Raw genomic sequence first — 25,761 nt, forward strand, 5'->3', positions numbered from 1 at the left:
ACCGTGACCGCCTCACCCGGCCTGCGCCGGACCTCCCGCATCCTGTTGCTCGACCCGGCGGGCCGCGTGTTCCTGATGGACACGAAGGCACCGTCGTCCGACGGCGCACACCGGTGGATCACGCCCGGTGGCGGCGTCGACCCGGGGGAGTCCCACCGGGACGCGGCGATCCGCGAGCTCCGCGAGGAGACCGGCATCGAGATCACCGACCCGGGCGAGCCGGTGTGGTCGTGGGACTTCACCGTCGGCTGGGACCAGGCCGACCACGACCGCGGGCACGCCGAGTTCTACGTGGTGCGGACCCCGGGGTTCGAGCTGTCGGATACGGGATGGACCGATGACGAACGGGTGGACATCCTGGCGTCGCGCTGGTGGACCGCCGACGAACTCGACGCGACGGACGAGTCGTACGAGCCCGCCGAGCTGCCGGACCTGGTGCGTCGCCACCGCGACTGATCGTCACCCTGTGGTCGGACGGGAGGCCCGTGGCCAGGCCGCCACGGTCCTCCCGTCCGTCGACCGTCACGGTCCCTGCGAGCAGTGACCGGTCTCCGGCGTAGCGTCGCGGCCATGACGTACAGCCAGCCGGATCCGGCAGAAGAGACCACGCAGGCAGAGCCCGAGCAGCCCGACACGGAGCAGTCCACCGTCGGCGAGCAGGGCGGGGAGCAGGCAGCCCTCGAGATCGACAGCTCGGACGTCCCGACCACGTCCGACGACTCGTCGAACTGACGCGAGCGCGCTCGCACACCACGCCGGACGCCTGGTGACGGCACTCAGACGAGTGTCGACACCAGGCGTTCGACGTGTCCGCGGACGTCGTCGCGGATCGGACGGACGGCCTCGAGCGGCAGGCCGGCCGGGTCGGTGAGCTCCCAGTCCTCGTACCGCTTGCCGGGGAAGACGGGGCAGGCGTCGCCGCAGCCCATGGTCACGACGACGTCGGCGTGACGGACGGCCTCGGTGGTGAGGACAGTCGGGGTCCGGCCCACGATGTCGATCCCGACCTCGTGCATGGCGGCCACCGCGACCTCGTTCACCCGGTCGGCGGGCTCGGAGCCGGCGGAGAAGACGTCGATGCGGTCACCGGCGATCGCGCGGAGGAAGCCCGCTGCCATCTGCGACCGGCCGGCGTTGTGCACGCAGACGAACAGGACGGCGGGGCGGGGGACGTGCTGGTCGGGCTGGTCGTGCTGGTCGTGTTGGTCGCGAGGGTCGTGCTCGTCACGTTCGGGCGCTTCGGTCATACGTCCATCGTGCCGGACAAGCGACCGGTGAGACGCACGTACTCCGGGTGCTCCGGGTCGGGGTCCGACCGGCTGAGCCCGACCGCCGCTACGCCCGGAGCGCCGGTTCGTTCCCGGGCACCACGAACAGGGCCAGTTCCGCCAGGGCGCCGCACAACCGAAGCCGGCCGGAACCGTCGGATGCCGCGGTTCCGGTGGGCTTCCGTTGTGCGCAGCCGATGTGAGCCGTCCCGCACAGCCGTTCGGGCACCTCGAGCAGTGCGCCGATAATGCGTATTATGTCAACTAGAAGGAGCGGGTGGGGCGGAGCGCCGCGGTCGATCAGGAGTGCACTCCCGCGGTCCTCGACGTCCGCGCCGACCCGGACCGCACCGAGAGCCGTCGCTACCACTGCACCGGTGGGTGAGCGCGACCGAGCGCTGGGCTAGCCTCGTCGGCGATGACGACACGCACCCGGGTCACCCTCGGCCGCCGCGAGGACCTCGGGGCCGACTGCGCCAACTGCTTCGGCCTGTGCTGCGTCGCGCTGGCGTTCACCCGGTCGGTCGACTTCCCGGTCGACAAGGACGCCGGCGACCCGTGCGGGAACCTCGACGCCGCCGACGGCTGCACGATTCACCCACGCTTGCGGGTCGAGGGGTTCCGCGGCTGCACGGTCTTCGACTGCTCGGGTGCCGGGCAGAAGGTGTCCCGCCACACCTTCGCGGGCCGCTCCTGGCGGGACGACACGGCGACCCGGGACGCCATGTTCGCCGTCTTCCCGGTCGTCCGCCGACTCCACGAGCTGCTCCGCTACCTGGACGAGGCGATCACCATCACGCGCGACCCACATGCGGCTGCCGAGCTGACGCAACGGTTCGACCGGGTCCGGGACCTGAGCGACGCCGACCCGCGCACATTGCTGGACGTGGACGTGGACGCCGAGTACGACGCAGCTCGACCGCTCCTCCTCACCGCCAGCCGGCACGCCCGGGTCGGTGCCGGCGATGTCCGAGGCAGCGTCGCCCGAGCCGGCGACGACCGCCGGGTCGGGCGCGTGCGCGTCGGTCCCGGTGCGGACCTGCTCGGCGTCGACCTGCGGCAGGCGGACCTGCGCGGCGCGAGCCTCCGCGGTGCGCTCCTCATCGGCGCCGACCTCACCGGCGCGGACCTGCGCCGGTGCGAGTGCATCGGTGCGGACCTCCGTGACACCGACCTCTCCGGAGCCGACCTCCGCGGAGCCGTGTACCTGACGCAGATGCAGGTGAACGCCGCCCGCGGCGACGCGCGCACCCGCCTGGACGACGGGTTCCAGCGGCCGTCCCACTGGCCGTGCTGATGCCCTGACCGACGCCCTGACGGACGGGAGGCCCGTGGCGGTGTCGCCACGGGCCTCCCGTCCGTCAGTCGGCACGCCCGCCAGCCGGTCACGTCAGGACCGACCGGTCTCGTCAGCACCAGCAGGACACGTCAGTAGTCGACGCGCCCGTGCCGGTTGTGGAACTCCCCCGTCGGCCCGTCGGGGCCGAGGAGCGCGAGCATGACCGTGGCGTCGGTCCCCTCGGTCACCGTCTGGTGGCCGGAGTGCCCGTTGAAGTCCGTCGCGGTGTAGCCCGGGTCGCTGACGTTCACGCGGAACCCGGGCAGGTTCTTCGCGTACTGCACCGTGAGCGTGATCACCGCGGCCTTCGACGCCGCGTACGGGATGCTCGGCACGTGGAACTCGTCGTGGCCCGGCGTGCTGAGGAACCGCGGCCAGCCGACACCGGACGCGACGTTGACGATGACGGGGTTCTCCGAGGCGCGCAGCAGCGGCAGTGCCGCCTGCGTGACCCGGACGATGCCGGTGACGTTGGCGTCGAGGACGGACGCCATCGCCTCCGCCGTCAGGTCGTCCACGCCGAACGAGGTGCCCAGGACGCCGGCGTTGTTGACGAGCACGTCGAGCGCGGGGATCGAGGCGAGGGCATCATCGATGCTGGACTGGTCGGTGACGTCGAGGCGGACGACGGTGGCGCCGAGCTCACGCACGGCGTCGGCGTCCTCCGGGTTCCGGACGCCGGCGTAGACGGTGTGGCCGGCCTCGATGAGGCGGCGGGTGGTCTCGAGTCCGAGGCTGCGGTTCGCCCCGGTGATGAGTGTGGTGGTCATGGGGACCATCGTGCTCGCTCCGCGCGCCGTCCCCCAGGCCCCGCTCGACGTGCTGTCCCACGGACCCTGGGACTGGCAGTACCACGGTCCGCTGGCCGAAGCGCGCGAGGATGTGTGCATGAGCGAGTTCGCCGACGTCCTGCGGTCCTGGCGCGACCGGGTCACCCCAGCCGAGGTCGGCCTGCCCGCTGGCCCCGGACGACGCACCGCGGGCCTCCGACGTGAGGAACTGGCCGCCCTCGCCGGGGTCAGCGTCGACTACGTCGTGCGGCTCGAACAGGGCCGCGCGACGAACCCGTCACCGCAGCTGCTCGCCGCTCTGGCCACCGCGCTCCGCCTGACCGAGCAGGAGCGCGACCACCTGTTCCGCGTCGCCGGTGCCGCTCCCCCGACGCGCGGGCTCGTCCCCCGGCACATCACACCGGGAGTTCAGCGGATCGTCGACCGGTTGACGGACGTGCCACTCGCCGTCTTCACCGCCAGCCACGACCTGCTGTACCGCAACGACCTGTGGGCTGCAGCGACGGGGGACGGCGACCGGTGGCAGGGTCGTTCCGTGAACCTCGTCTGGCAGTTCTTCACCGACGGGCACGCCGGCGTGGAGTTCGACGACGACCACGCCGAGGCGTTCGCGTCCGACCTCGCCGCCGACCTCCGCACTGCCTTCGGCCGCTACCCGGACGACCGGCGCCTCGCCGAGCTGGTGCGGGACCTGCGGTCGGCGAGTCCCGAGTTCGAACGGCGCTGGGGCGAGGCGCGGATCGCCGAGCACCGGACCAGCCGGAAGACCCTGCAGACCCCGGTCGGCCCGATCGAGGTCGACTGCGACACCCTCTCCGTGCCGGGCAGCGACCTGCGGATCGTCGTCTACACCGTGGTGCCCGGCAGTGACGACGCCTCGCGACTCGACCTGCTTCGGGTCACGGGCCTCCAGCGCGTCTGACCTCCCGCGGAACGCAACGTCGGCGGCCCCGCGCGAGCAGTACCGCTGCGAGGATCCGCCGACTGTGCGTGTTGCGGGAGGGACTACTCGCCGAAGCCGGAACGGACCAGGTCCGCCAGGGCGTCGACCGCGTCGCGGGCGTCGGGGCCGGACGCCTCGATCGTCACCGTCGCGCCCTTCGGCAGCGCGAGCGCCATGATCGCGAGCAGGCTCTTCGCGTCAACCCCGTTCACCCGGACCGAGGCGTCGTGCTTCGCGGCCGTCTTCACGAACTCCGCAGCGGGACGGGCGTGCAGGCCCGACGCGTTGACGAGCTCGACGATGGCGGTCACGTTGGTCCCGTCGGCCGCACCGGCGTCGGAGACGGGCGGCGTGCCTCCCGGGAGGCCCGTGGCCGCGTCGTCCGCACCGGCGCCGGTCCCGACCGTGGTCCCGGATGCGCTCGCAGCGGCCGCGAGGACCGCGTCGACGTCGCCCCCGGTCTGGGCGGCGACGGCCGCCGCGACGGTCCCCTCGACGAGCGGGGCGTCCGAGACGTGCACGCGGGCACGCAACTCGTCGTCCAGGAAGTCGAGCGCTGTGTCCGTCGTCAGGTAGGCCGACCCGAGGTCGCACAGCACGACGACGCCGTCGGTCCCGGCGAGCTGTTCGATGCCGGCGGTGATCGCCTCGAACGAGGTGCCGATGCCGCCCTCCTCGGTCCCCCCGGCCGCGAGGAGTTGCACGTCGCCGGCCATCTGTCGTGCGATGTCCACCGTGCCCTGCGCGACGGCGGCGCTGTGCGAGACGACCAGGATGCCGACGCTCATGCCGCGTCCACGGCGGCACGGAGGACGTAGGCGCTCGACTGGGCCCCGGGGTCACGGTGCCCGACCGCGCGGTCGCCGAGGTAGCTCGCGCGGCCCTTCCGGGCGACCAGCTCGTCGGTCGATTCGGCACCGTTCGCTGCGGCGTCGGCCGCGGCCGCGAGCACCCGTTGCGGCGTCTCCCCCGCGGCGGCGGCTGCGGCTGCGGCGTCGACGGCCGGCGTCCACGCGTCGATCATCGTCTTGTCGCCGACCTCGGCCTTGCCGCGGGAGACGACGCCGTCGCGGGCGGCGGTCAGGACGGCGACCAGCGTGTCGGCGTCGAGCTCGGTGGCGTCGCCTGCTGCCTGGGCCGCCTTGAGGTACGCCGTACCGAACAGCGGACCGGCCGCGCCGCCCACGGTGGAGATGAGCTTCGTCGCGACGAGCTTGAACACCGCACCCGGGGTCTCGAGATCCGCGTCGTCGAGCGCGACGACCACCGCGCGGAACCCCCGGTCGAGGTTCTCACCGTGGTCGCCGTCGCCGATCTCGCGGTCGAGCGTGATCAGCTCCGCCCGGTGCTCGTCGATGGTGGCGGCGGTGCGGCGGACCCAGTCGATGGCCCAGGCGGTGTCGAGCGACAAGGTGTGTCCCTTCGTGCGGCCGACCGGGGGGTCGGCGTCGTGAGCGGAGTCGTCGTGCGGTGTCAGCGTCCCCAGCGGAGCGACGGCGTCTCCACCGGCGCGTCCCAGAGTGCCGTGAGGTCCTCGTCGAGCACCGTGACGGTCAGCGAGAACCCCTGCATCTCGAGGGAGGTGACGTAGTTGCCGACCAGGCTACGCGCGACGGTGTAGCCGCGGTCCGAGAGGACCTCGGCGGCCCGTCGGTAGGCGATGTAGAGCTCGGACTGCGGCGTCCCGCCCATACCGTTGACGAGCAGGAGCAGTTGCGCCCCGGCCGGTGCGTGCAGGTCGGTCAGGATCGGCTCGAGCACCCGGTCGACCAGTTCGTCGGCCGGTGCCATCGGGATCCGCTCCCGACCGGGCTCGCCGTGGATGCCGATGCCCAGCTCGGCTTCGTCGTCGGCCAGCGTGAAGGACGGCTCCCCGGCGTGCGGGACGGTGCCGGAGGCCAGCGCGAGCCCCATGGACCGCGTCACCTCGTTGACGTGGCGGGCCACGGCCGCGACGGCGTCCAGGTCGTCGCCACGTTCGGCGGCGGCACCCGCGCACTTCTCCACCACGACGGTGCCGGCGACCCCGCGACGACCGGCGGTGAAGAGCGAGTCCTGCACGGCGACGTCGTCGTCCACCACGACGCTCTCGACCCGGACGTCGTCCATCGCGGCGAGTTCGGCGGCGGTCTCGAAGTTCAGGACGTCCCCGGTGTAGTTCTTCACGATGTGGAGGACGCCCGCTCCCCCGTCGACGGCCTTGGTGGCGGCCACGATCGGGTCGGGCGTCGGGCTGGTGAACACGGGGCCCGGGACGGCGGCGTCGAGCATGCCGTACCCGACGAAGCCGGCGTGCAGGGGCTCGTGTCCGCTGCCGCCACCACTCACGATGCCGACCTTGCCCGACACCGGGGCGTCACGGCGGTACAGGTGGACCGGGTCCTCGACGAGCACGACGTGCTCGGCGTGGGCGAGGGCGAACCCCCGGACGGTCTCGATGACGACGTCCTGCGGGTCGTTGATGAGCTTCTTCATGCTGCGCCTCCGGGAGTGTGACGAGGTCGTGCCACGGGTACGACACGGATGTCCGGCACGGGTCCATCGCCTGCACACCGCCGACGTCGTCCGGAGTTCGGCTCACTGTACCGCCGTGAGGTGTCCTCACCAGGGGCAGTTGCGGGCACGTGTGCCGCCGTTGTGCACGTTCGTGCACCGGCCCTACCCTCCGACCCGGTCGCCGCGACTCTCGGCATCCAGGACCCGTGCACGTCCGTTCACTTTCGCGGGATTGCGGTTCGAGTCCATCGCCCTCCGGAAATTCCCAGCACTATGCTCGGGCTCAATCACTCGACGGGGAGTGCCGGTGCTCAGCCGGGGCCCCCGACCACAGCAAATCGGAGGTACCGGTGGACGACATCGGCGTCAAATTCCTGTCTGAGCTCGTCGGCACGGCGATGCTCATCATCCTGGGTGGCGGCGTGGTCGCCGCGGTCTCGCTCACGAAGTCCAAGGGCTTCGGCGCAGGCTTCCTCATGGTCACGATCGGTTGGGGCTTCGCGGTCTTCGCCGGCGTCACCGTGTCGTACAAGTCCGGTGGACAGCTGAACCCGGCGGTCAGCCTCGCGCAGGCCATCATCGGCAACATCTCGGTCGGCGAGATGTTCCTCTTCTGGCTCGCGCAGCTCATCGGCGCGATCATCGGTGCCGTCATCGTCTGGCTCGCCTACAAGCAGCACTTCGACGAGGAGCCCGACGCCGCGGCGAAGCTCGGCGTCTTCTCCACCGGCCCCGCGATCCGCAACTACGGGTGGAACCTGGTGACCGAGATCATCGGCACCTTCGTCCTCGTGTTCGTGGTCCTCGCCTTCACGAACGGCAAGACCCCGTCCGAACTCGGCGCCATCCCGGTCGCGTTCCTCGTGATCGCGATCGGTGTCTCGCTCGGTGGCCCCACCGGCTACGCGATCAACCCGGCACGTGACCTCGGCCCGCGCATCGCGCACGCCCTCCTGCCGATCAAGGGCAAGGGCACCAGCGACTGGTCCTACGCCTGGGTCCCGGTCGTCGGCCCGCTCGTCGGTGGCGCACTCGCCGCGATCCTCTCCGGCGCGCTGCTCCCGATGGCGTAGTCACCGGACCACCAGCACCTCTGCACCACCGACGCGGCCGCCACGCTGCACCTCCCTCGTGGCGGCCGCGTCCCACCACCCGCGCGGCCGCCCCGCGCTGCACCACCCGAACCCCCGCGGCCGGGTCGACCCGTCCCGACCGCAGCACCGAACACCGTCGTAAGGAGCACCAATGGCTGACTACATCGTCGCCATCGACCAGGGCACGACCAGCACGCGAGCGATCGTCTTCGACCACTCCGGGTCGATCGTCTCCGTCGGTCAGAAGGAACACGAGCAGATCTTCCCGCGCGCCGGTTGGGTCGAGCACGACCCGGCGGAGATCTGGGACAACACCCGTGAGGTCATCGGCCAGGCCCTGTCCCGTGCCGACATCACCCGCCACGACGTCGCAGCGGTCGGCATCACGAACCAGCGCGAGACCGCGGTCGTGTGGGACCGCACCACCGGCAAGGCGGTCTACAACGCCATCGTCTGGCAGGACACCCGCACCCAGTCCATCGTCGACAAGCTCGCCGACGGTGACACCGACCGCTACAAGGCCATCGTCGGCCTGCCCCTGGCGACGTACTTCTCCGGCACGAAGATCGCCTGGATCCTCGAGAACGTCGAGGGTGCCCGTGCGAAGGCCGAGGCCGGCGACCTGCTCTTCGGCACCACCGACACCTGGGTCCTCTGGAACCTGACCGGTGGCACGGACGGCGGCGTCCACAAGACCGACGTCACGAACGCCTCGCGCACCCTGTTCATGGACCTCGAGACGCTGCAGTGGCGCGACGACATCCTCGCTGACTTCGGTGTGCCCAAGTCGATGCTCCCGGAGATCGTCAGCTCCTCCGAGGTCTACGGCCACGTCGAGTCCTCGAGCCTCCTCCGCGAGGTCCCGATCGCCGGCATCCTGGGTGACCAGCAGGCGGCGACCTTCGGCCAGGCGGCGTTCGACCAGGGCGAGTCGAAGAACACCTACGGCACCGGTAACTTCCTCATCTTCAACACGGGCACGGACATCGTCCGCTCGGAGAACGGGCTGCTCACCACCGTCGGGTACAAGCTCGGCGACCAGGAGACGCACTACGCGCTCGAGGGTTCCATCGCCGTCACCGGCTCGCTCATCCAGTGGCTCCGCGACAACCTCGGCATCATCGGCAGCGCGCCCGAGGTCGAGACCCTCGCCACCACGGTCGAGGACAACGGCGGCGTCTACTTCGTCCCGGCCTTCTCGGGGCTCTTCGCGCCGTACTGGCGTCCGGACGCCCGCGGCGCGCTCGTCGGCCTCACCCGGTACGTCAACAAGGGGCACATCGCCCGTGCGGCCCTCGAGGCGACGGCACTCCAGACCCGCGAGGTCCTGGACGCCGTCAACGCCGACTCCGGCGTCGAGCTCACGGAGCTCAAGGTCGACGGCGGCATGACCGCCAACGACGCGCTCATGCAGTTCCAGGCCGACATCCTCGACGTCCCCGTGGTCCGCCCGGTGGTCGCCGAGACCACGGCGCTCGGGGCCGCCTACGCCGCCGGCCTGGCCGTCGGGTTCTGGGCCAACCTCGACGAGCTCCGCGCCAACTGGCAGGAGGACAAGCGCTGGGAGCCCCAGCTCGACGCCGCCGAGCGTGAGCGCACCCTCCGCCTCTGGAAGAAGGCCGTCACGAAGACCTTCGACTGGGTCGACGAGGACGTCCGCTGACGCGGGTCGCCTGACCGCTCCAGACGGGAGGCCGTACCGGTTCCGCAGAACCGGTACGGGCCTCCCGTCGTTGCGTGTGCGTGCGTGTGCGCCTCCTGCCGAGACGCCTCGGCGTCTCGGGTACTCGGCGGCGTCCCGCGTCGGCGCCGGCGTCTCAGGCCGGGCCGGAGGCGGGGGCCACGCCGACCCACTCGTCCAGTTTGCGCGTGGCGGCGCCGGAGTCGATCGAACCCGACGCGACGACCAGCTGCTCGCGGAAGCGCTGCAGGATCGGACGGTCGGCCTCGGTCGGGTCCTGCGCGAGACGGAAGGACACCAGGCCGGCCGCCGCGTTCAGCAGGACGATGTCGCGCACCGGTCCGGTCTCGCCGGCCAGCACCGTCCGGACGATCGCCGCGTTCTCCGCCGGCTCGCCGCCGAGCAGGTCCTCGATCCGGGCCCGGGCGATGCCCAGGTCGCGCGGGTCCAGGTCGTGCTCGGTGATCCGCCCGCCGGACACCTCCCAGATGTGGCTGTGGCCGGTGGTGGTGAGTTCGTCGAGTCCGTCGTCGCCGCGGAACACGAGCGCGGTCGCACCCCGGGTCTGGAACACGCCGGTGATGATCGGCACGAGTTCGAGCTGCGCCACGCCCACGGCGTTCGCCTCGCAGCGCGCCGGGTTGACCAGCGGGCCGAGGAAGTTGAACACCGTCGGTACGCCGATCTCGCGGCGTACCGGGCCTGCGTGGGCGAATCCGGGGTGGAACGCGCTGGCGAACGCGAAGGTCAGACCGACACGCCGGAACGTCTCGGCGACACGCGCGGCGTCCATCGTGAGGTCGAGGCCGAGGGCGGCGAGCACGTCACTCGACCCGGACTTGGACGAGCTCGCCCGGTTGCCGTGCTTGACGACGGGCACACCCGCCGCGGCGATGACGATCGCGGCCATGGTCGAGATGTTGACGGTGCCGACGACGTCCCCGCCCGTCCCGACGATGTCGAGGGCCATCGGGTCGACGTCGAGCGGCACGGCGGCGTCGAGGATCGCGTCCCGGAAACCGACGACCTCGTCGACCGTCTCGCCCTTCGCGCGGAGGGCCACGGCGAAGGCGGCGATCTGGGCGGAGGTCGCCTTGCCCTGCACGATCTGCTCCATGGCCCATGTGGACTGCCTGATCGAGAGGTCCTCGCGCGCCATGAGCGCGCTGATCACCGAGGGCCAGGAGAGTGCGTCAGACATGGCTCGATCGTACTGATTCTGGAGGACCCGCCAGTTGCCTGCGAAAACACTGTCGGGGGTTTCCGCCATAATGGAAGACGTGACAAGCACCCCTCTCTCCAGATCCGTCAGCGGTCCGGTCCTGAACAGGCCGAACCCCGTTGCCGTGGGGACGATCGTGTGGCTGGGCAGCGAGGTCATGTTCTTCGCCGGCCTGTTCGCGATCTACTTCACGCTGCGAAGCACCTCCCCCGAGCTCTGGGCAACCGAGAGCGCCAAGCTCGAGGTGCCGTTCGCATCGGTGAACACCATCGTCCTGGTGCTGTCGAGCTTCGCCTGCCAGTTCGCGGTCTTCGCCGCCGAGCGGTTCCAGGTGCACCGGACCAGCTGGAACCCCAAGGACTGGGGCATGACGGAGTGGTTCTTCGTCACCTACTGCATGGGCGCGATCTTCGTCTGTGGGCAGATCTTCGAGTACGCCAACCTCTGGCACGAGGGCATGACGCTCTCCTCGAGCGCCTACGGCTCCGCGTTCTACATGACCACCGGCTTCCACGGTCTGCACGTGACCGGCGGTCTCATCGCCTTCCTCCTCACGCTCGGGCGTGGGTTCGCCGCGAAGAACTTCGGGCACAAGGAAGCCACCACCGCGATCGTGGTGTCGTACTACTGGCACTTCGTCGACGTCGTGTGGATCGGTCTCTTCGCCGTCATCTACCTCCTCAAGTGAGAATCAGGCAGCCCCACAGCATGTTCAACACATCGAAGAAGAACAAGAAGGGCCGTCGCTCCCCCCTGGCGACCGTGTCCCTGCTCGCCGTCGCCCTCATGACGACCGGTGGTGCGTACGCACTGTTCAGCACGTCGGCCAACGCCGACGACAGCACCAACACCACGCTTGCCGCATCCAGCCAGTCCCAGGTCAACGAGGGTCAGAAGCTCTTCGCGTCGAACTGCGCCACGTGCCACGGGCTGTCGGCACAGGGCACCAGCGAAGGCCCGTCCCTCATCGGTGTCGGCTCGGCAGCGGTCGACTTCCAGGTCGGGACCGGCCGCATGCCGCTCGCCGCCCAGGGCCCGCAGGGTGAAGAGAAGCCCGAGCAGTTCACGGACCAGCAGGTCGACGCCATGGCGGCCTACGTCGCCTCCCTCGGCCCGGGCCCGTCGGTCCCGTCGTCGAAGCTCACCGACGGCGCAGAGGGTGACGCTGCCGAAGGTGCCGAGCTCTTCCGCATCAACTGCGCGATGTGCCACAACGTCGCCGGTGCCGGTGGCGCGCTGACCGAGGGCAAGTACGCACCGAACCTGCGCGACGTGTCCGGCAAGCACATCTACGAGGCGATGCTCACCGGCCCGCAGAACATGCCGGTGTTCAACGACCTGAACCTGACCCCGGACCAGAAGGCCGACGTCATCACGTACCTGAAGTACGTGCAGGACAACAAGTCTCCCGGCGGTTTCGCCCTGGGAGACCTCGGCCCGGTCGCCGAGGGTCTGTTCATCTGGATCTTCGGACTCGGCGCGGTCGTCGCGATGACCGTCTGGCTGACCGCGAAGACCAACTGATCGTCCGTGTCGCACGACACTGAAGGGAACACCATGGCAGAGCACGACGACGAGGCACTGAACTCGTCCTCGGCTGTCGAGAGGCACGACGCGAACCAGCCGGTCGGGACCGCGGTCCTGCCGCACGACCCGTTCGAGAACCCGGGTGAGCCGCCGCACCGTGGCCGCCGTACGGACGTCGACCCGAAGAAGCAGCGTCTGGCCGAGCGCCAGGTCGCCACGTTCTTCTACGTGTCGATCGTCGCGAGCGTCCTTTCGATCGCGGCGTACATCGCCTTCCCGATCGACTCCGACGACTTCGGCTCGGTCCGCACCGCGAACCTCTTCCTCGGGCTCGCCATCACGCTCGCCCTGCTCGCGCTGGGCATCGGTGCCGTCTACTGGTCGAAGACGCTCGTCTCCGACCGCGAGATCACCGAGATGCGCCACACCACGCGCGGCTCCGACGCGACCCGCGCCAAGGCGGTCGAAGCGTTCCAGCTCGCCGACAAGGAGTCCGGGTTCAGCCGTCGCAAGCTGATCCGGAACTCACTCATCGGTGCCCTGGTGGCCTTCCCCCTGCCCGGCATCGTCCTGGTGCGCGACCTCGCGCCGAAGGAAGACCCGAACGAGCTGCTCCGTCACACCTTCTGGAAGTCGGGCCTCCGCCTCACCAAGGACCCGACGGGTCTGCCGATCAAGGCGTCCGATGTCACCATCGGTTCGGTCTTCCACGTCATCCCCGAGGGCATGCTCGACTCCGAGCACATGCTCGAAGAGAAGGCCAAGGCGGCAGTCCTGCTGATGCGCCTGGACCCGAAGGACCTCAACCCGGCCAAGGGCCACGAGAACTGGGGCTACGACGGCATCGTCGCCTACTCCAAGATCTGCACCCACGTCGGATGCCCGGTCGCGCTCTACGAGCAGCAGACGCACCACTTGCTGTGCCCGTGCCACCAGTCCACCTTCGATGTCTCGAACAACTGCGAGGTCATCTTCGGACCGGCGGCCCGCCCCCTTCCCCAACTTCCGATCTCGGTCGATGACGACGGCTACCTGGTCGCACAGAGCGACTTCCACGAGCCGGTCGGCCCGTCCTTCTGGGAGCGTGCCCGCTCATGAGCAGCACAACGACCACCACCCCCACCACCGAGTCGGCGAACAAGCCGGCTCCTGACCGTGGTTCGCGCCTGATCAACTACACCGCGAACTACATCGACGAGCGCACGAGCATCTCCGGACTGGTGAAGGAGGTCGGTCGCAAGATCTTCCCCGACCACTGGAGCTTCATGCTCGGTGAGGTGGCGCTCTACAGCTTCGTCGTCGTCCTGCTCTCCGGGACCTTCCTGACGTTCTTCTTCCAGGCGTCGATGACCGAGGTCGTCTACAACGGTCCCTACGTCCCGCTCAAGGGCGTCGAGATGTCGGCCGCTCTGCAGTCCACGCTCAACATCTCCTTCGAGATCCGCGGCGGCCTGTTCGTCCGACAGATCCACCACTGGGCGGCCCTGCTGTTCGTGGCCTCCGTCATGCTCCACATGGCGCGCGTCTTCTTCACCGGCGCGTTCCGCAAGCCGCGTGAGCTCAACTGGGTCTTCGGCTTCGTGCTCTGGGTCCTCGCCATGGCCGAGGGCTTCACCGGGTACTCGCTCCCCGACGACCTGCTGTCCGGCAACGGTCTGCGCATCATCGTCGGCATGATCGAGGGTGTGCCGGTCATCGGTGTCTGGATCGCCTACCTGCTCTTCGGCGGCGAGTTCCCCGGCACCGACATCGTCGGCCGTCTCTACACGCTGCACATCCTGCTGCTGCCGGCGATCCTCGTCGCAGTGCTCGGTGTCCACCTCGTGCTCGTCGTGATCAACAAGCACACCCAGTACGCGGGCCCGGGCAAGACCAACGACAACGTCGTGGGCGTCCCGATCCTGCCGGCGTTCGCCGCGAAGGCCGGTGGCTTCTTCTTCATCGTCGCCGGCATCCTGGCCGCCATCGCGTCGTTCTTCACGATCAACCCGATCTGGAACTACGGCCCGTACGACCCCTCCCCCGTGTCCGCCGGTACCCAGCCCGACTGGTACATCGGCTTCGCGGACGGTGCGCTCCGTCTGGTGCCGCCGCACTGGGAGGTCAACTGGTTCAGCTACACGATCTCGTTCAACATCCTCGTTCCGATCGCGATCCTCATGGGTCTGATCATCGCGATCTTCGTGTACCCGTTCATCGAGGCCTGGGTCACAGGAGACGAGCGGGAGCACCACATCGCCGACCGCCCGCGCAATGCCCCGACCCGGACCGCTCTCGGCGTCGCCGGCATCACGCTCTACGGTGCGCTGTTCACCGCGGCGTCGTCCGACCTCATCGCGACCCACTTCATGGTGTCGATCAACCACGTGATCCACGTGCTCCAGGCAACGACGGTCCTCGGTCCGTTCGTGGCCTTCTGGATCACCAAGCGTGTCTGCCTCGCACTGCAGAAGAAGGACCGCGAGATCGTCCTGCACGGGTACGAGTCGGGCCGCATCGTCCGACTGCCGCACGGTGAGTACATCGAGGTGCACGAGCAGCTCGACGAGTACGAGCGCTGGCGTCTGCTGGAGTTCAACGACTACAAGCCGCTGATGATCCGCCCGGACTCCCGTGGTCGCATCACCTCGCTGCAGAAGGCTCGTGCACGCGCCTCCCGCTTCTTCTTCGAAGACCGCATCGAGCCGGTGTCGAAGAACGAGCTCGAAGCCGCGCACGCCGCGCACCACGGTCCCGACCTGGAGGGGACCCACCAGGCCCCACAGGTCGGTGCCGGGTCGCACTAGTCTCCTCGGTAACACTCCTCGGCAAGAACGCGAACACCCCTCGTCCACTTCGTGGTCGGGGGGTGTTCGCGTTCGCATCACCCCGCGGACATCGGACACGCCGCCCCGGTTCACGGGGCGTTCAGACGTGGGTGCTGGAATCGTCGAGGACGGTGTGGCACTGTGTTGCACCACGCACCCGCTGCCAACGGAAGAAGAGACCGATGGACGCCCGGACGGCCGAACACCCCAGGCCGAACCACTTCCTGCTCCACCTCAGCGACACCCACCTCATCGCCGGCGACGGCGCGCTGTACGGAGCCGTCGACTCCACCGCACGGCTCGGCCAGATCATCGCCGAGATCGAAGCCTCCGGAGCACGCCCCGAAGCGATCATCATCACGGGCGACGTCGCGGACAAGGGGGAACCAGGTGCCTACGTCAAGGTCCGAGACATCATCGAACCCGCCGCCGAACGCCTCGGCGCCCAGGTCATCTGGGCCATGGGCAACCACGACGAACGCGGCGCCTTCCGGCAAGAGCTCTTCGGCTTGCAGCCCACCGACCGTCCCGTCGACTTCGTCTACGACGTCAACGGTCTCCGCATCATCACCCTCGACACGAGCGTCCCCGGACACCACCACGGCGAGGTCTCCCCGGAACAGCTCGACTGGCTCGCCGAGGTCCTCTCCGAAGCAGCACCGCACGGCACGATCCTCGCGATGCACCACCCGCCCGTCCCGAGTGTCCAGGACCTCACCGTCCTCGTGGAGCTCCGCGACCAGCCGGCTCTCGCCGAAGTGGTCGAGGGCAGCGACATCCTGACCATCATCGCCGGGCACCTGCACTACTCGACGAGCGCCGTGTTCGCGGGCATCCCCGTTTCCGTCGCGAGCGCCACCTGCTACACGCAGGACCTCAACGAGTTCCAGGGCGGCACCCGTGGACGGGACGGCGCCCAGTCGTTCAACCTCATGCACGTCTACGGACACCAGGTCGTGCACTCGGTCGTCCCGATCGGCACCTACGCGACGGTCGGCGAAGCCGTGTCCTCCGTCGAGGTCGAAGCGCGCCTCGCTGCTGCCGGGGTCGTCATCCCGACAGCCGTCGAGCCGGCGCCCGTCACGGCCTCCATGCCGGTGTTCACCCTCGACTCGGTACCGGTGTCCCCGATCCACCGGTGAGGGCGTGGGTGGGCGCCTGGAGGCCGTGCACGGAGCGGGCCCACGAGATTGCTGGGCCCCGGCCCCGTGCTCGCCCTGAGCACGACTCAGGAGATGGCTGGGGTCCGGCGCCGTGCTCGCAGGCTCGCCCGGAGCGACGCTCCGGGGATGGCGGGGGTCCGGCCGTGCTCGCAGGCTCGCCCGGAGCGCCCCTCAGGAAGTGGCTGGGCTCCGGCGCCGTGCTCGCAGGCTCGCCCGGAGCGACCGGGAAGGCCGCTGGCGCGTCCTAAGCGCCCGGTCGCTCCCACGGGGCCGGGAAGGGGAGGTAGCGCTCGAGGAAGTCGGTGACCCGCTCGGTACGCTCCTCGTCGCTCACCTCCGGGAAGCTGCCGTCGTTCAGGCAGAACATGTCGACGTTCCGCTTCTTCAACAGCTCGTCGAGCTCCCGGAGCCCCGCTTCCATCGTCGTGTCGATGTACCCGACGGTCGCGTTCTCCTGGATGATCGCCCGTCCCGTGAGCAGCGCGTAGTAATGGTAGAGCGAGTTCGTCACGGAGATGTTGTCCGCCGCACGGAACCGGGAGCCGGCGGTCGCGGCGAACTCCGCCGCGAACTCGTGCTCCATCTCGGTCATGATGCTCTTCCGCAGCGGCGTGGCGGCATGCTCCAGGTGTCGCGTGGTGACCGCGCCGAACCGCTGCTGCAGGAGCTTCCGGTTCACCCGTGCCGAGTTCTCGAACCCGCTGCGTGCCGGGTTGTTCGTCCCGAGCCCGATCCGGGTGGTCGCGAGGATGAACTTCGTCACCGATCCCGGGCTGAAGAACATCGACGGGTCGACCTGGCGCCCGAAGAACATGTCGTCGTTCGAGTAGATGAAGTGCTCGCTGAGCCCCGGGATGTGGTGCAGCTGCGCCTCGACGGCCTGCGAGTTGTGGGTCGGCAGGACCGAGGGGTCGGCGAAGAACTCCTCGCTGCGGACGATGCGCACCTTCGGGTGGTCAGCCAGCCACTCGGGAGCCGGAGAGTCGGTCGCGATGTAGATGCGCCGGATCCAGGGCGCGAAGATGTGGACCGACCGGAGCGCGTACTTCAGTTCGTTGATCTGCCGGAAGCGGGCAGGGGCGTCGTCGCCCTCCCCCAGGACGGCGTTCGCCTGCGCGGCCTGACGGGCGCGCTGGTACTCGATCGCGTTGCCGTCCACCCACGAGAAGACGATGTCGATGGGGAACCGGATGTCGGAGACGTGGTCGTCGAACATGTGCTCGACGGTCGACCAGCCGCGTCCGTAGCGCTCGATGTCGACGAGGACGAACTCCTCGATCGGCAGGCTGCGTCGCATCAGGGCGTTCTCGACGGGTGCCAGGACCTCGGTCTCGGTGACACGCCAGAACTCGAGCTGCACGCTCGTCTCGGCGCCGTACCGCAGGCGGCCCATCGGCTCGAGGCGCGGACGGAACAGGCGGAGGACGGGCTCGTCGGCCGCTCCGAAGCCGTCGTCGACGACGAGCAGGGCGGCCTTGCCCGGCGGCTTCGCGTAGAACGGCTCGCCGGCGGCGGCGTCCATCACGGCACTCTCGGCCCGCTGGCGGTCGCGCTCGTCGACGGCGATGACCGGACGCTGGTCGTTCCCGCGGATGAGCAGGTGGTCGACGTCGCCGGCGGTGAGGGCGTCGTCGAGGAACAGCAGGTCCTCGATCATCGACTGCTGGGGCGTGAGGTGCCCGTTGATGAGAGTGAGGCGTCCCTTGCGGAGGACGACGTCAGGACGGTCGAGACCGCCGGAGGACGGTCGAGGGGTCAGCAGAGGACTCTCGGTCACCGGCTCGGTCTCGTTGCTCATCCATGCCTTCCAGGTCACGCCGCCGTACTCGATGCACAGCATGTGCGATCTTACCGGGAGGCGCGGCGTCAGTCCGCCGAGCGCGGGACCTTGACCGCGATCCCGACGACGATGAAGAGCGCCGCCGCCACGAGCTGCAGCGCCGCCCACAGCTGCCCCGCGATCGGGAGCACCACGACGGGGTTCCAGCAGACGGCGACGGCGGCCGTGAGGACTGCCGCCCACCAGACGCGTCCGCGGATCGCGAACACCAGGACGATGAGTGCCAGCACCGTGACGCCCCATCGCGCGAACACGAACGCCGAGGAGTCGAGGAACGCCACGCAGGCCAGGAGCACCACGGCCGCGAGGAGCGACGGTGCGAGGGCCGGCCGGGTGAAGTCCGGCAGGGTCCGTCCGTCGCGGTCCGACCCGCTCCTGCGAGTGGCGCCGGGAGACGGGCGAGCAGCCCTGGACTGCGACGACGCCTGCCGCGACGACGCCTTCGGAGACGAGGTCGCCTGCTGCGAGGACCCGATCGCCGGCCGTCCCTTCCGTCCCGTCATCGGTCCTGGGCGTCGCGCAGGTCCGCCAGCGAGATCGGCCGGGACATCGGCGGCAACTCACGGACACGCTCGAGCGCCGGAACGAGCTCGGCGACGTAGGCGCGGTACCCGTCCTCGTCGAGGTGCAACCCGTCGTCGGTGAACCGCTCGTCGAGGTGGTCCCCGTCGGCCAGGGCAGGCCAGACGTCGAGGTACTGGGCGTGGCAGGTGGCGACGAACTGGCGGAGGTGCCGGTTCGCCTGCTCGATCTTCTGCGTGTACTCGGCCTGCCGCGGAAGGATCGACACCAGCAGCAGTCGGACGCCCGGCAGCGCACGACGGAGGCTCACCAGGGCGGACTCGACGTTCCGCACGACGTGCTCGGCGCTGGCACGGTGGTGGCCGAAGTCGTTCGTGCCGATCAGGAGGACGATGACCTCGGGTGCGGCCTGCACGACCTCGTCCAGGCGTGCCAGGACGCCATCGGTGGTGTCGCCGTCGACGCCGAGGTTGATCGTCCGTTCGTCCGGCAGCCACTGCTCCCATGCGCCGCCCGCGGTGATGCTGTCACCCAGGAACAGGACACCGCCGCCGTCCGAGCGGTCGCCGCCCGTGCTGCCGCCGTCCGTGCCGTCGTCACTCATGCCGCCTCCTCGTGCGCTGGCTGCGCGTCGTCATTCTGGTACGTGGAGTTGCGCTGCGTCGAGTCCGTGCGGTGCGCCTCCCGTTCCGCCCGGGCGGTGATCCGCTCGACCATGCCGGGGAAGATCACCCCGTGGAACGGCAGGATGCCGTACCAGTAGAGCCGCCCGGCAAGGCCCTGGGGGAAGTAGATCGCTCGCTGGTGGTAGTCGCTGCCGCCGTCGTCCGACGGGGTGACGGTCATCTCGAGCCAGGCGCGGCCCGGCGACTTGAACTCGGCCCGGAGGCGCAGGTACCGACCGCGTACCAGCCGCTCGACGCGCCACCAGTCCAGCGCGTCACCCTGCTCGAGACGCTTCGGGTCGCGACGGCCGCGGTTCAGGCCGACGCCACCGGCGATCTTGTCGAGCCAACCGCGCGCGACCCAGGCGAGCGGGAAGGAGTACCACCCGTTCTCGCCCCCGATCGACTCGACGACGCTCCACACGGCCTCCGGCGGGGCGGACGAGTGCCGCTTGCGGTCGTCGACGTAGACGGTGTGGCCTGCCCAGTCCGGGTCGCTCGGCAGCGGATCGGCCGACCCGCTCGAGAGCGTCGCGTTCCGCCAGCTCGTCTCGACGTCGCCCTTGCGCATCTTCGCCAGCGCGAGCCGGACCGCTCGGCGGTACGAGGTGAGTCCGCCCTCCGGCGGCGGGATGACGTCGTCGATGTCGTGTTCGCGCTGGACGCACTCGAACTGCAGCGACTCGATGATCGGGGTCGCGAGCTTCCGCGGGATCGGCGTCACGACGTTGAACCAGTGCGCCGCCAGTCGCGGGGTGAGGACCGGGAGGACCGTGATCGGCCGCTGCGGCAGCTTCGCCTCGACCGCGTAGCCGTTGAGCATCTGCCCGTACCGGAGCACGTCCGGCCCGCCGATGTCGAACGCGCGGTTGACGTCGGCGGGGATCGTGAGTGCTTCGACCAGGTAGTAGAGGACGTCGCGAACGGCGATGGGCTGGATGTGGTTCCGCACCCAGCGCGGCGCGGGCATCCACGGCAGGACGTCCGTCAGGTGACGGATCATCTCGAACGACGTGCTGCCTGAACCGATGACGACGCCGGCCTGCAGCGCGACGGTCGGCACACCGGAGCCGAGGAGGATCTCCCCGACCTCTTTCCGGCTGCGCAGGTGCTTGCTGAGGTCGCCGTCCGGGTGCAGACCGCCGAGGTACACGAACCGCTGCACTCCGGCCTCGTGACCGACACGGGCCATGGTCTGGGCGGCGTCGCGCTCGGCCTGCTCGAAGTCGCCGTCCGCTCCCATGGCGTGGGCGAGGTAGTAGACCGCCTCGATCCCGTCGACGGCGCCGGCGACGGCGTCGGCATCCTGCAGGTCCCCCTCGGCGACGGTCACCCGGTCCGCCCAGGGGACGTCCTGGAGCTTCCGTGGGTTGCGGACGAGCACCCGGACGTCGTGCCCGGCATCGAGGAGTCTGGGGACCAGTCGACCACCGATGTACCCGGTGGCCCCGGTGACGAGGACGCGCATGCTCCGCACGGTACGCCTCACGCCTGCTTGTAGGCTTGCCGGGTGGACAACGCAGCGCTCCCCGACAACACCGAAGCCGTCACTGCTGATGCCGTGCGTCGACTCATCGACCACGCGGTCCTCAAGCCCGAGCTGAGCCGCGCCGAGGTCGATGCGCAGCTCGACGAGGCCGCCGCGCACCGCGTGTTCAGCGTGTGCGTCCGTCCGGGTGACGTCCTGCACGCCGTCGAGCGCCTGCAGGGCACCGGGGTGGGCGTCGGCACCGTGATCGGCTTCCCGCACGGCACCACCTCGACCGCGGCCAAGGTCGCCGAGTCGCTGCAGGCCCTCGCCGACGGGGCCTTCGAGCTCGACATGGTGCAGGACATCGGCGCCGCGAAGTCCGGTGACTGGCAGCGCGTCGAGCGTGACGTCCGCGCCGTCGTCGATGCCGCCGGGGACACCGTCGTCAAGGTCATCCTCGAGACCGCGTACCTCACCGACGACGAGATCGTCGCCGCCAGCCGTGCCGCCGTCGCCGGTGGTGCCGCGTTCGTCAAGACCTCGACCGGCTTCGCCGGTGGTGGCGCGACCGCCGAGCACATCCGTCTGATGCGCGAGACCGTTGGTCCCGACACCGGTGTGAAGGCCTCCGGCGGCGTCCGCGGCCTCGACACCCTGCTCGAGATGGTCCGGGCCGGCGCGAACCGTATCGGCACCAGCGCCTCCGCTCGCATCCTCGACGAGGTCGCGCACCGCGTCGCCACCGGTGCGGCCTCGGATCGCGGCGACGACACCTCGTCCTACTGAGCCCCTCTCCCCCGACCGACCTCACCTGGCCGGCCGCGTCCGGACGTGACGACACGTCCCGGACCGCTGCCGGGCCTCCCGACCGCCACACCGGAGTGCGCATGTCCAGCACCACGACCTCGTCCGAGTCCTCGAACCTGGCCCTCGCCGTCGACCTCGGCGGCACGAAGGTCGAGGCCGCGCTGGTCACCGACCAGGGCGTCGTCCTGCCCGCCACCCGGCACCGCAGCCCGACCGGCCCCGGGCGCACGTCCGAGGAGCTGCAGGCCGCGGTCGACGAGGTCGTCGTCGCGGCCCTCGCCAGCCTGCCGGACGACGCGACCCTGGTCGGCGTCGGGATCGGCTCGGCCGGCCCGGTCGACGAGGAGAACGGCCTGGTCTCCCCGCTGAACATGCCGGTCTGGCGCGGCTACCCGCTCCGCGACCGCGTCGCCGCCCACGTGCCGCATGGCGTCCCGGTGACGCTGCGCATGGACGGGCTCGCGATCACGCTCGCCGAGCACTGGGTCGGTGCCGCGCAGGGCTCTGACCACGTGATGGGCATGATCGTCTCCACCGGCGTCGGTGGCGGGCTCATCCTGCACGGTCGGACCGTGAGCGGGCCGACCGGCAACGCCGGCCACATCGGACACGTCGAGTGCGGTGGGTACGAGGACCCCTGCGCCTGCGGTGGCACCGGCTGCCTGGAGGCTGTCGCCAGCGGCCCGAAGACCGTCGCTTGGGCGCGTCGTCAGGGGTTCGCCGGCAGCACCGGCGAAGAGCTCGCGGCCGCCTACGCGGCCGGGGACGAGGTCGCCGTGGCCGCGGTCAAGCGGAGCGGTCGCGCGCTCGGTCAGGCCATCGCGGCCGCGACGAGCCTGGTCGACCTGGAGGTCGTGGCGATCGGTGGCGGTTTCTCACACGTCTCCCCTGACCTGTTCGAGTACGCCCGACAGGCGGTGGCGGAGCGGGTCGAGTTCCCGTTCGTGACGAAGGTGCGGATCGTGCCCACCGGGCTGTCGCAGGACGGCCCGCTCATCGGCGCGGCGGCGCTCGTGCACCGGGCCGACGTCCTGCGCTGACGCCGGTCCCGAGCCGGTCCACCGCTTGTCCACACCCGCGTCCCCGGTGACGCCCGGTACGGGATCATGTGCTCGTGCCCTCCTCCCGCCTCGTCACCACGGACGACTGGCCAGCGGCGGAACTGCACGCCGCCGTCCTCGCCGGTGACCTCGTCGCGGTCGGCGCCTGCTGGGCGTCGGTCGCCGAACCACAGGACGCTGCCCTCCGTGCCGCCTCGTACGGGTGGAGCGTCGGCGATCCGCGGGTCGTCGCCGGCGGCCTGAGCGCCGCGTGGATCTGGGGCGGGTGCTCCCGCCCGCCCGTCCCCCACGACGGCTGCGTCCCCGCCGACGAACGGTTCCGTCGGCGTGGTGCATGGACGACCGTGCGCGAGATCGCTCTGGACGACGACGACGTCACCACGTGCGCCGGGGTGCGGGTGCTCACGCCCGAGGCGACCGCCCTCGACCTGCTCCGGGTCCGACGTCGGTTCGGCATGCGGGACGCCGAAGCCCTCCGCGGACTGGTGGTCGCCGCGAACCTCGACCCGTCGTCCGTCGGACGCTGCCTCGAGCGGGCGGAACGGGCGCCGATGGGACGGCAGGCGCAGCGGCGGTTCCGCGACACCGGGTTCGACCGGACCGATCGGAGCCCGGCCTGACCGGCACTGCCCGGCCTGACCGGCACTGCCCGGGTCAGCCCGCGCTGACCCGGTACACGTCGTACACGGCATCGATGCGACGGACGGCGTTCAACACGCGGTCGAGGTGCGTGGTGTCGCCCATCTCGAACACGAACCGCGACAGTGCCAGGCGATCGGACGACGTCGACACGGTGGCCGACAGGATGTTCACGTGGTGGTCGGTGAGCACCCGGGTGACGTCGCTGAGCAGGCCGGAGCGGTCGAGCGCCTCGATCTGGATCTGCACGAGGAACACCGACTTGGACGACGGGGCCCACTCGACCTCGATCATCCGGTCCGGCTCGTTCATCAGCGACTTGACGTTCGTGCACGACGCCTGGTGCACCGAGACGCCCTGGCCGCGGGTGATGAAGCCCACGATCTGGTCGCCCGGCACAGGAGTACAGCACTTCGCGAGCTTGACGAGGATGTCCGGCGCACCGCGGACGAGCACGCCGCTGTCGCTGTTGCGCAGCTGTCGGCTCGTGACGTGACGCGGGAACGAGAGTTCCGGCTCGTCGGTCTCGGTCTCCGTCTGGATGCTGCCGAGCGCCTTCTCGATGACCGACTGACTGGAGACGTGGCCCTCGCCGACAGCCGCGTAGAGCGCAGCGACGTCGTCGTACCGCATCGCCGACGCCACCTCGGAGATGGTGTCCTGGCTCATGATGCGCTGCAGCGGCAGGTTCTGCTTCCGCATCGCCCGCGCGATCGCGTCACGACCCTGCTCGATCGCCTCTTCGCGACGTTCCTTCGTGAACCACTGCTTGATCTTGTTCCGCGCTCGCGGACTGCGGACGAAGGTCAGCCAGTCCTGGCTCGGCCCGGAGTCGGGGTTCTTCGACGTGAAGATCTCGACGACGTCACCGCTCGACAGCGCGCTCTCGAGGGGCACCAGCCGGCCGTTGACCTTGGCGCCCATCGTGCGGTGCCCGATCTCGGTGTGCACGGCGTAGGCGAAGTCGACCGGGGTGGCCCCGGCGGGCAGGCCGATGACCTTGCCCTGTGGGGTGAAGACGTAGGTCTCCTTCGCACCGATCTCGTACCGCAGCGAGTCGAGGAACTCGGCCGGGTCGCTGGTCTCTGCCTGCCAGTCGGTGATGTGCGCGAGCCACGCCATGTCCTGGTCGGACTGGCTCGAGCTCTCGGCGTCGCGCCCGGTGACGCGCTGCTTGTACTTCCAGTGCGCGGCGACACCGAACTCGGCACGCTGGTGCATCTCGTGCGTACGGATCTGGATCTCGACCGCGCGGCCCTGCGGCCCGAGGACCGTCGTGTGCAGCGACTGGTACAGGTTGAACTTCGGCGTCGCGATGTAGTCCTTGAAGCGACCGGGCAGCGGCGTCCACCGCGCGTGCACCGCACCGAGCATCGCGTAGCAGTCGCGGACTGTTGGGACGAGGACGCGGATGCCGACCAGGTCGTAGATCTCGTCGAACTCGCGCCCCCGCACGATCATCTTCTGGTAGATCGAGTAGTACTGCTTCGGGCGGCCCATGACGTCGCCCCGGATCTTGGCGGCCTTCAGGTCCTTCTTGAGGGTCCCGGTGACGCTCTGCACGAACTGCTCGCGCTTGGGCTGCCGCTCCTTGACCAGGCTGTCGATCTCGACGTAGAGCTTCGGGTGGAGCACGGCGAAGGACAGGTCCTCGAGCTCCAGCTTGATCATCTGGATGCCGAGGCGGTGCGCGAGCGGCGCGTAGATCTCGAGCGTCTCCTTCGCCTTGCGCGACGCGGAGGCGGACTCCACGAAACCCCACGTGCGGGCGTTGTGCAGGCGGTCGGCGAGCTTGATGACGAGTACCCGGATGTCCTTCGACATCGCGATCACCATCTTGCGGACGGTCTCGGCCTGGGCGCTGTCGCCGTACTTGACCTTGTCGAGCTTCGTGACGCCGTCGACGAGCATCGCGATCTCGTCGCCGAAGTCCTCGCGCAACTGGTCCAGCTGGTAGTCGGTGTCCTCCACCGTGTCGTGCAGCAGCGCGGCCGCGATCGTGATCGTGCCGATGCCGAGGTCGGCGAGGATCTGCGCCACGGCCACCGGGTGGGTGATGTACGGCTCGCCCGACTTCCGCTTCTGCCCGTCGTGCGCGCGTTCGGCGACGGAGTACGCGCGCTCGATGAGCGTCGTGTCCGCCTTGGGGTGGTGCGACCGGACGGTGCGGATCAGGGTGTCGACGGCACCCGCGGGCTGTGCGCGGGAGAACAGCCGCGGCAACAGGGAGCGGAGTGAACCGAGGTTCCCCGTCGTGTTCGCACCGAGCGGTGGACTGGACGGCCGCGGTGCCGATCCCGGCCGCGAGCCGTCGCCGGGCCGAGACGCACCGCTGGACTCGGGAGCACCGCCGGACCGGGAGGCTGCGCCGGCATCCGGCTGCGAGGACTCACGCGTGTCGGTCATGCTGCGCCTCCCGGGACTC

General features: G+C 70.0%; 25 protein-coding genes. 14 read left to right on the forward strand and 11 right to left on the reverse strand.

Translation table 11 applies throughout. From position 1 onward, the window contains the following. Positions 1–3 precede the first annotated feature (3 nt). Both DEI89_RS01730 and DEI89_RS17540 read left to right on the forward strand, forming a co-directional pair. Positions 4–456, forward strand: a complete 453-nt coding sequence (locus tag DEI89_RS01730; protein WP_110902286.1) for an NUDIX hydrolase — start codon at positions 4–6, stop codon at positions 454–456. 114 nt (positions 457–570) lie between these two features. Beyond that, positions 571–732, forward strand: a complete 162-nt coding sequence (locus DEI89_RS17540) for a hypothetical protein (protein ID WP_181421453.1) — start codon at positions 571–573, stop codon at positions 730–732. Between the two features lie 44 nt (positions 733–776). Here DEI89_RS17540 and DEI89_RS01740 read toward each other — a convergent pair whose 3' ends face one another. Further along, a complete protein-coding gene (locus DEI89_RS01740) occupies positions 777–1,247 on the reverse strand; it encodes an arsenate reductase ArsC (RefSeq protein WP_110902288.1) in 471 nt (156 codons plus the stop codon). 439 nt (positions 1,248–1,686) lie between these two features. Between DEI89_RS01740 and DEI89_RS01745 the strand changes: the two genes are divergently transcribed. After that, entirely contained in the window at positions 1,687–2,565 is an 879-nt protein-coding gene (locus tag DEI89_RS01745; RefSeq protein WP_110902289.1) for a pentapeptide repeat-containing protein, read from the forward strand. A gap of 131 nt (positions 2,566–2,696) precedes the next feature. Here the strand turns inward: DEI89_RS01745 and DEI89_RS01750 are convergent, their stop codons facing one another. Then, positions 2,697–3,377, reverse strand: coding sequence for an SDR family NAD(P)-dependent oxidoreductase (locus tag DEI89_RS01750; RefSeq protein WP_110902290.1), 681 nt, complete (start codon positions 3,375–3,377; stop codon positions 2,697–2,699). Between DEI89_RS01750 and DEI89_RS01755 the strand changes: the two genes are divergently transcribed. Further along, on the forward strand, positions 3,376–4,320 hold the full coding sequence (locus DEI89_RS01755; RefSeq protein WP_375537604.1) for a helix-turn-helix domain-containing protein: 945 nt from the start codon (positions 3,376–3,378) through the stop codon (positions 4,318–4,320). The two genes, DEI89_RS01750 and DEI89_RS01755, sit on opposite strands and share 2 nt — an antisense overlap. Positions 4,321–4,403: 83 nt before the next feature. Here the strand turns inward: DEI89_RS01755 and dhaM are convergent, their stop codons facing one another. The 3 genes from dhaM to dhaK form a co-directional block, all read right to left on the reverse strand. Next, positions 4,404–5,129, reverse strand: coding sequence for a dihydroxyacetone kinase phosphoryl donor subunit DhaM (gene dhaM, locus DEI89_RS01760; protein WP_110902291.1), 726 nt, complete (start codon positions 5,127–5,129; stop codon positions 4,404–4,406). Continuing rightward, positions 5,126–5,752 (reverse strand): dihydroxyacetone kinase subunit DhaL, encoded by a 627-nt coding sequence (dhaL, locus tag DEI89_RS01765; protein WP_110902292.1) that lies wholly within the window; start codon positions 5,750–5,752, stop codon positions 5,126–5,128. The genes dhaM and dhaL overlap by 4 nt, the downstream gene beginning before the upstream one ends. Positions 5,753–5,814: 62 nt before the next feature. Beyond that, positions 5,815–6,816, reverse strand: coding sequence for a dihydroxyacetone kinase subunit DhaK (dhaK, locus tag DEI89_RS01770; RefSeq protein WP_110902293.1), 1,002 nt, complete (start codon positions 6,814–6,816; stop codon positions 5,815–5,817). Between the two features lie 419 nt (positions 6,817–7,235). Here dhaK and DEI89_RS01775 point away from each other — a divergent pair, with 419 nt between their 5' ends. Together DEI89_RS01775 and glpK are read left to right on the forward strand one after the other, a co-directional pair. Continuing rightward, entirely contained in the window at positions 7,236–7,910 is a 675-nt protein-coding gene (locus DEI89_RS01775; protein WP_375334544.1) for an MIP/aquaporin family protein, read from the forward strand. Between the two features lie 172 nt (positions 7,911–8,082). Beyond that, positions 8,083–9,594, forward strand: coding sequence for a glycerol kinase GlpK (gene glpK / locus DEI89_RS01780; RefSeq protein WP_110902295.1), 1,512 nt, complete (start codon positions 8,083–8,085; stop codon positions 9,592–9,594). A gap of 154 nt (positions 9,595–9,748) precedes the next feature. Here the strand turns inward: glpK and trpD are convergent, their stop codons facing one another. Next, a complete protein-coding gene (gene trpD, locus DEI89_RS01785) occupies positions 9,749–10,813 on the reverse strand; it encodes an anthranilate phosphoribosyltransferase (RefSeq protein ID WP_110902296.1) in 1,065 nt (354 codons plus the stop codon). A gap of 70 nt (positions 10,814–10,883) precedes the next feature. On the opposite strand from trpD, the gene DEI89_RS01790 reads away from it, so the two are divergent. From DEI89_RS01790 to DEI89_RS01810, 5 genes are all read left to right on the forward strand, one after another. Continuing rightward, positions 10,884–11,522, forward strand: coding sequence for a heme-copper oxidase subunit III (locus tag DEI89_RS01790; RefSeq protein WP_110902297.1), 639 nt, complete (start codon positions 10,884–10,886; stop codon positions 11,520–11,522). A 20-nt stretch (positions 11,523–11,542) separates the two neighbouring features. Then, positions 11,543–12,358, forward strand: a complete 816-nt coding sequence (locus tag DEI89_RS01795; protein ID WP_110902298.1) for a cytochrome c — start codon at positions 11,543–11,545, stop codon at positions 12,356–12,358. A 33-nt stretch (positions 12,359–12,391) separates the two neighbouring features. Then, on the forward strand, positions 12,392–13,459 hold the full coding sequence (locus DEI89_RS01800; protein WP_110902299.1) for a ubiquinol-cytochrome c reductase iron-sulfur subunit: 1,068 nt from the start codon (positions 12,392–12,394) through the stop codon (positions 13,457–13,459). Continuing rightward, a complete protein-coding gene (locus tag DEI89_RS01805; protein ID WP_110902300.1) occupies positions 13,456–15,147 on the forward strand; it encodes a cytochrome bc complex cytochrome b subunit in 1,692 nt (563 codons plus the stop codon). Before DEI89_RS01800 ends, DEI89_RS01805 begins: the two co-directional genes overlap by 4 nt. Before the next feature lie 203 nt (positions 15,148–15,350). Then, a complete protein-coding gene (locus tag DEI89_RS01810) occupies positions 15,351–16,310 on the forward strand; it encodes a phosphodiesterase (RefSeq protein ID WP_110902301.1) in 960 nt (319 codons plus the stop codon). Between the two features lie 265 nt (positions 16,311–16,575). On the opposite strand, the gene DEI89_RS01815 is transcribed toward DEI89_RS01810, so the two are convergent. The 4 genes from DEI89_RS01815 to DEI89_RS01830 are packed head-to-tail and all read right to left on the reverse strand — an operon-like array spanning position 16,576 to position 20,826. After that, on the reverse strand, positions 16,576–18,171 hold the full coding sequence (locus tag DEI89_RS01815) for a stealth conserved region 3 domain-containing protein (RefSeq protein WP_258368621.1): 1,596 nt from the start codon (positions 18,169–18,171) through the stop codon (positions 16,576–16,578). 26 nt (positions 18,172–18,197) lie between these two features. Continuing rightward, positions 18,198–18,674: a DUF6804 family protein gene (locus DEI89_RS01820; protein ID WP_181421454.1), complete on the reverse strand. Its 477-nt coding sequence runs from the start codon at positions 18,672–18,674 to the stop codon at positions 18,198–18,200. Then, entirely contained in the window at positions 18,671–19,297 is a 627-nt protein-coding gene (locus tag DEI89_RS01825; RefSeq protein WP_110902302.1) for a GDSL-type esterase/lipase family protein, read from the reverse strand. Before DEI89_RS01825 ends, DEI89_RS01820 begins: the two co-directional genes overlap by 4 nt. Next, on the reverse strand, positions 19,294–20,826 hold the full coding sequence (locus DEI89_RS01830; protein WP_110902303.1) for an SDR family oxidoreductase: 1,533 nt from the start codon (positions 20,824–20,826) through the stop codon (positions 19,294–19,296). Before DEI89_RS01830 ends, DEI89_RS01825 begins: the two co-directional genes overlap by 4 nt. 42 nt (positions 20,827–20,868) lie before the next feature. Here DEI89_RS01830 and deoC point away from each other — a divergent pair, with 42 nt between their 5' ends. From deoC to DEI89_RS01845, 3 genes are all read left to right on the forward strand, one after another. Continuing rightward, positions 20,869–21,615 carry a deoxyribose-phosphate aldolase gene (gene deoC / locus DEI89_RS01835; RefSeq protein ID WP_258368622.1) on the forward strand — a complete coding sequence of 249 codons (747 nt, stop codon included), beginning with the start codon at positions 20,869–20,871 and terminating at the stop codon, positions 21,613–21,615. Between the two features lie 101 nt (positions 21,616–21,716). Beyond that, positions 21,717–22,676, forward strand: coding sequence for an ROK family protein (locus tag DEI89_RS01840; protein WP_110902304.1), 960 nt, complete (start codon positions 21,717–21,719; stop codon positions 22,674–22,676). A gap of 74 nt (positions 22,677–22,750) precedes the next feature. Next, entirely contained in the window at positions 22,751–23,317 is a 567-nt protein-coding gene (locus DEI89_RS01845) for a type IV toxin-antitoxin system AbiEi family antitoxin (protein ID WP_181421455.1), read from the forward strand. Positions 23,318–23,351: 34 nt separating this feature from the next. On the opposite strand, the gene DEI89_RS01850 is transcribed toward DEI89_RS01845, so the two are convergent. Next, entirely contained in the window at positions 23,352–25,742 is a 2,391-nt protein-coding gene (locus DEI89_RS01850) for a bifunctional (p)ppGpp synthetase/guanosine-3',5'-bis(diphosphate) 3'-pyrophosphohydrolase (protein ID WP_258366061.1), read from the reverse strand. Positions 25,743–25,761: the final 19 nt, after the last annotated feature.

Origin of the sequence: Curtobacterium sp. MCBD17_030, assembly GCF_003224255.1 — a bacterium.
Classification (GTDB): Bacteria; Actinomycetota; Actinomycetes; order Actinomycetales; family Microbacteriaceae; genus Curtobacterium.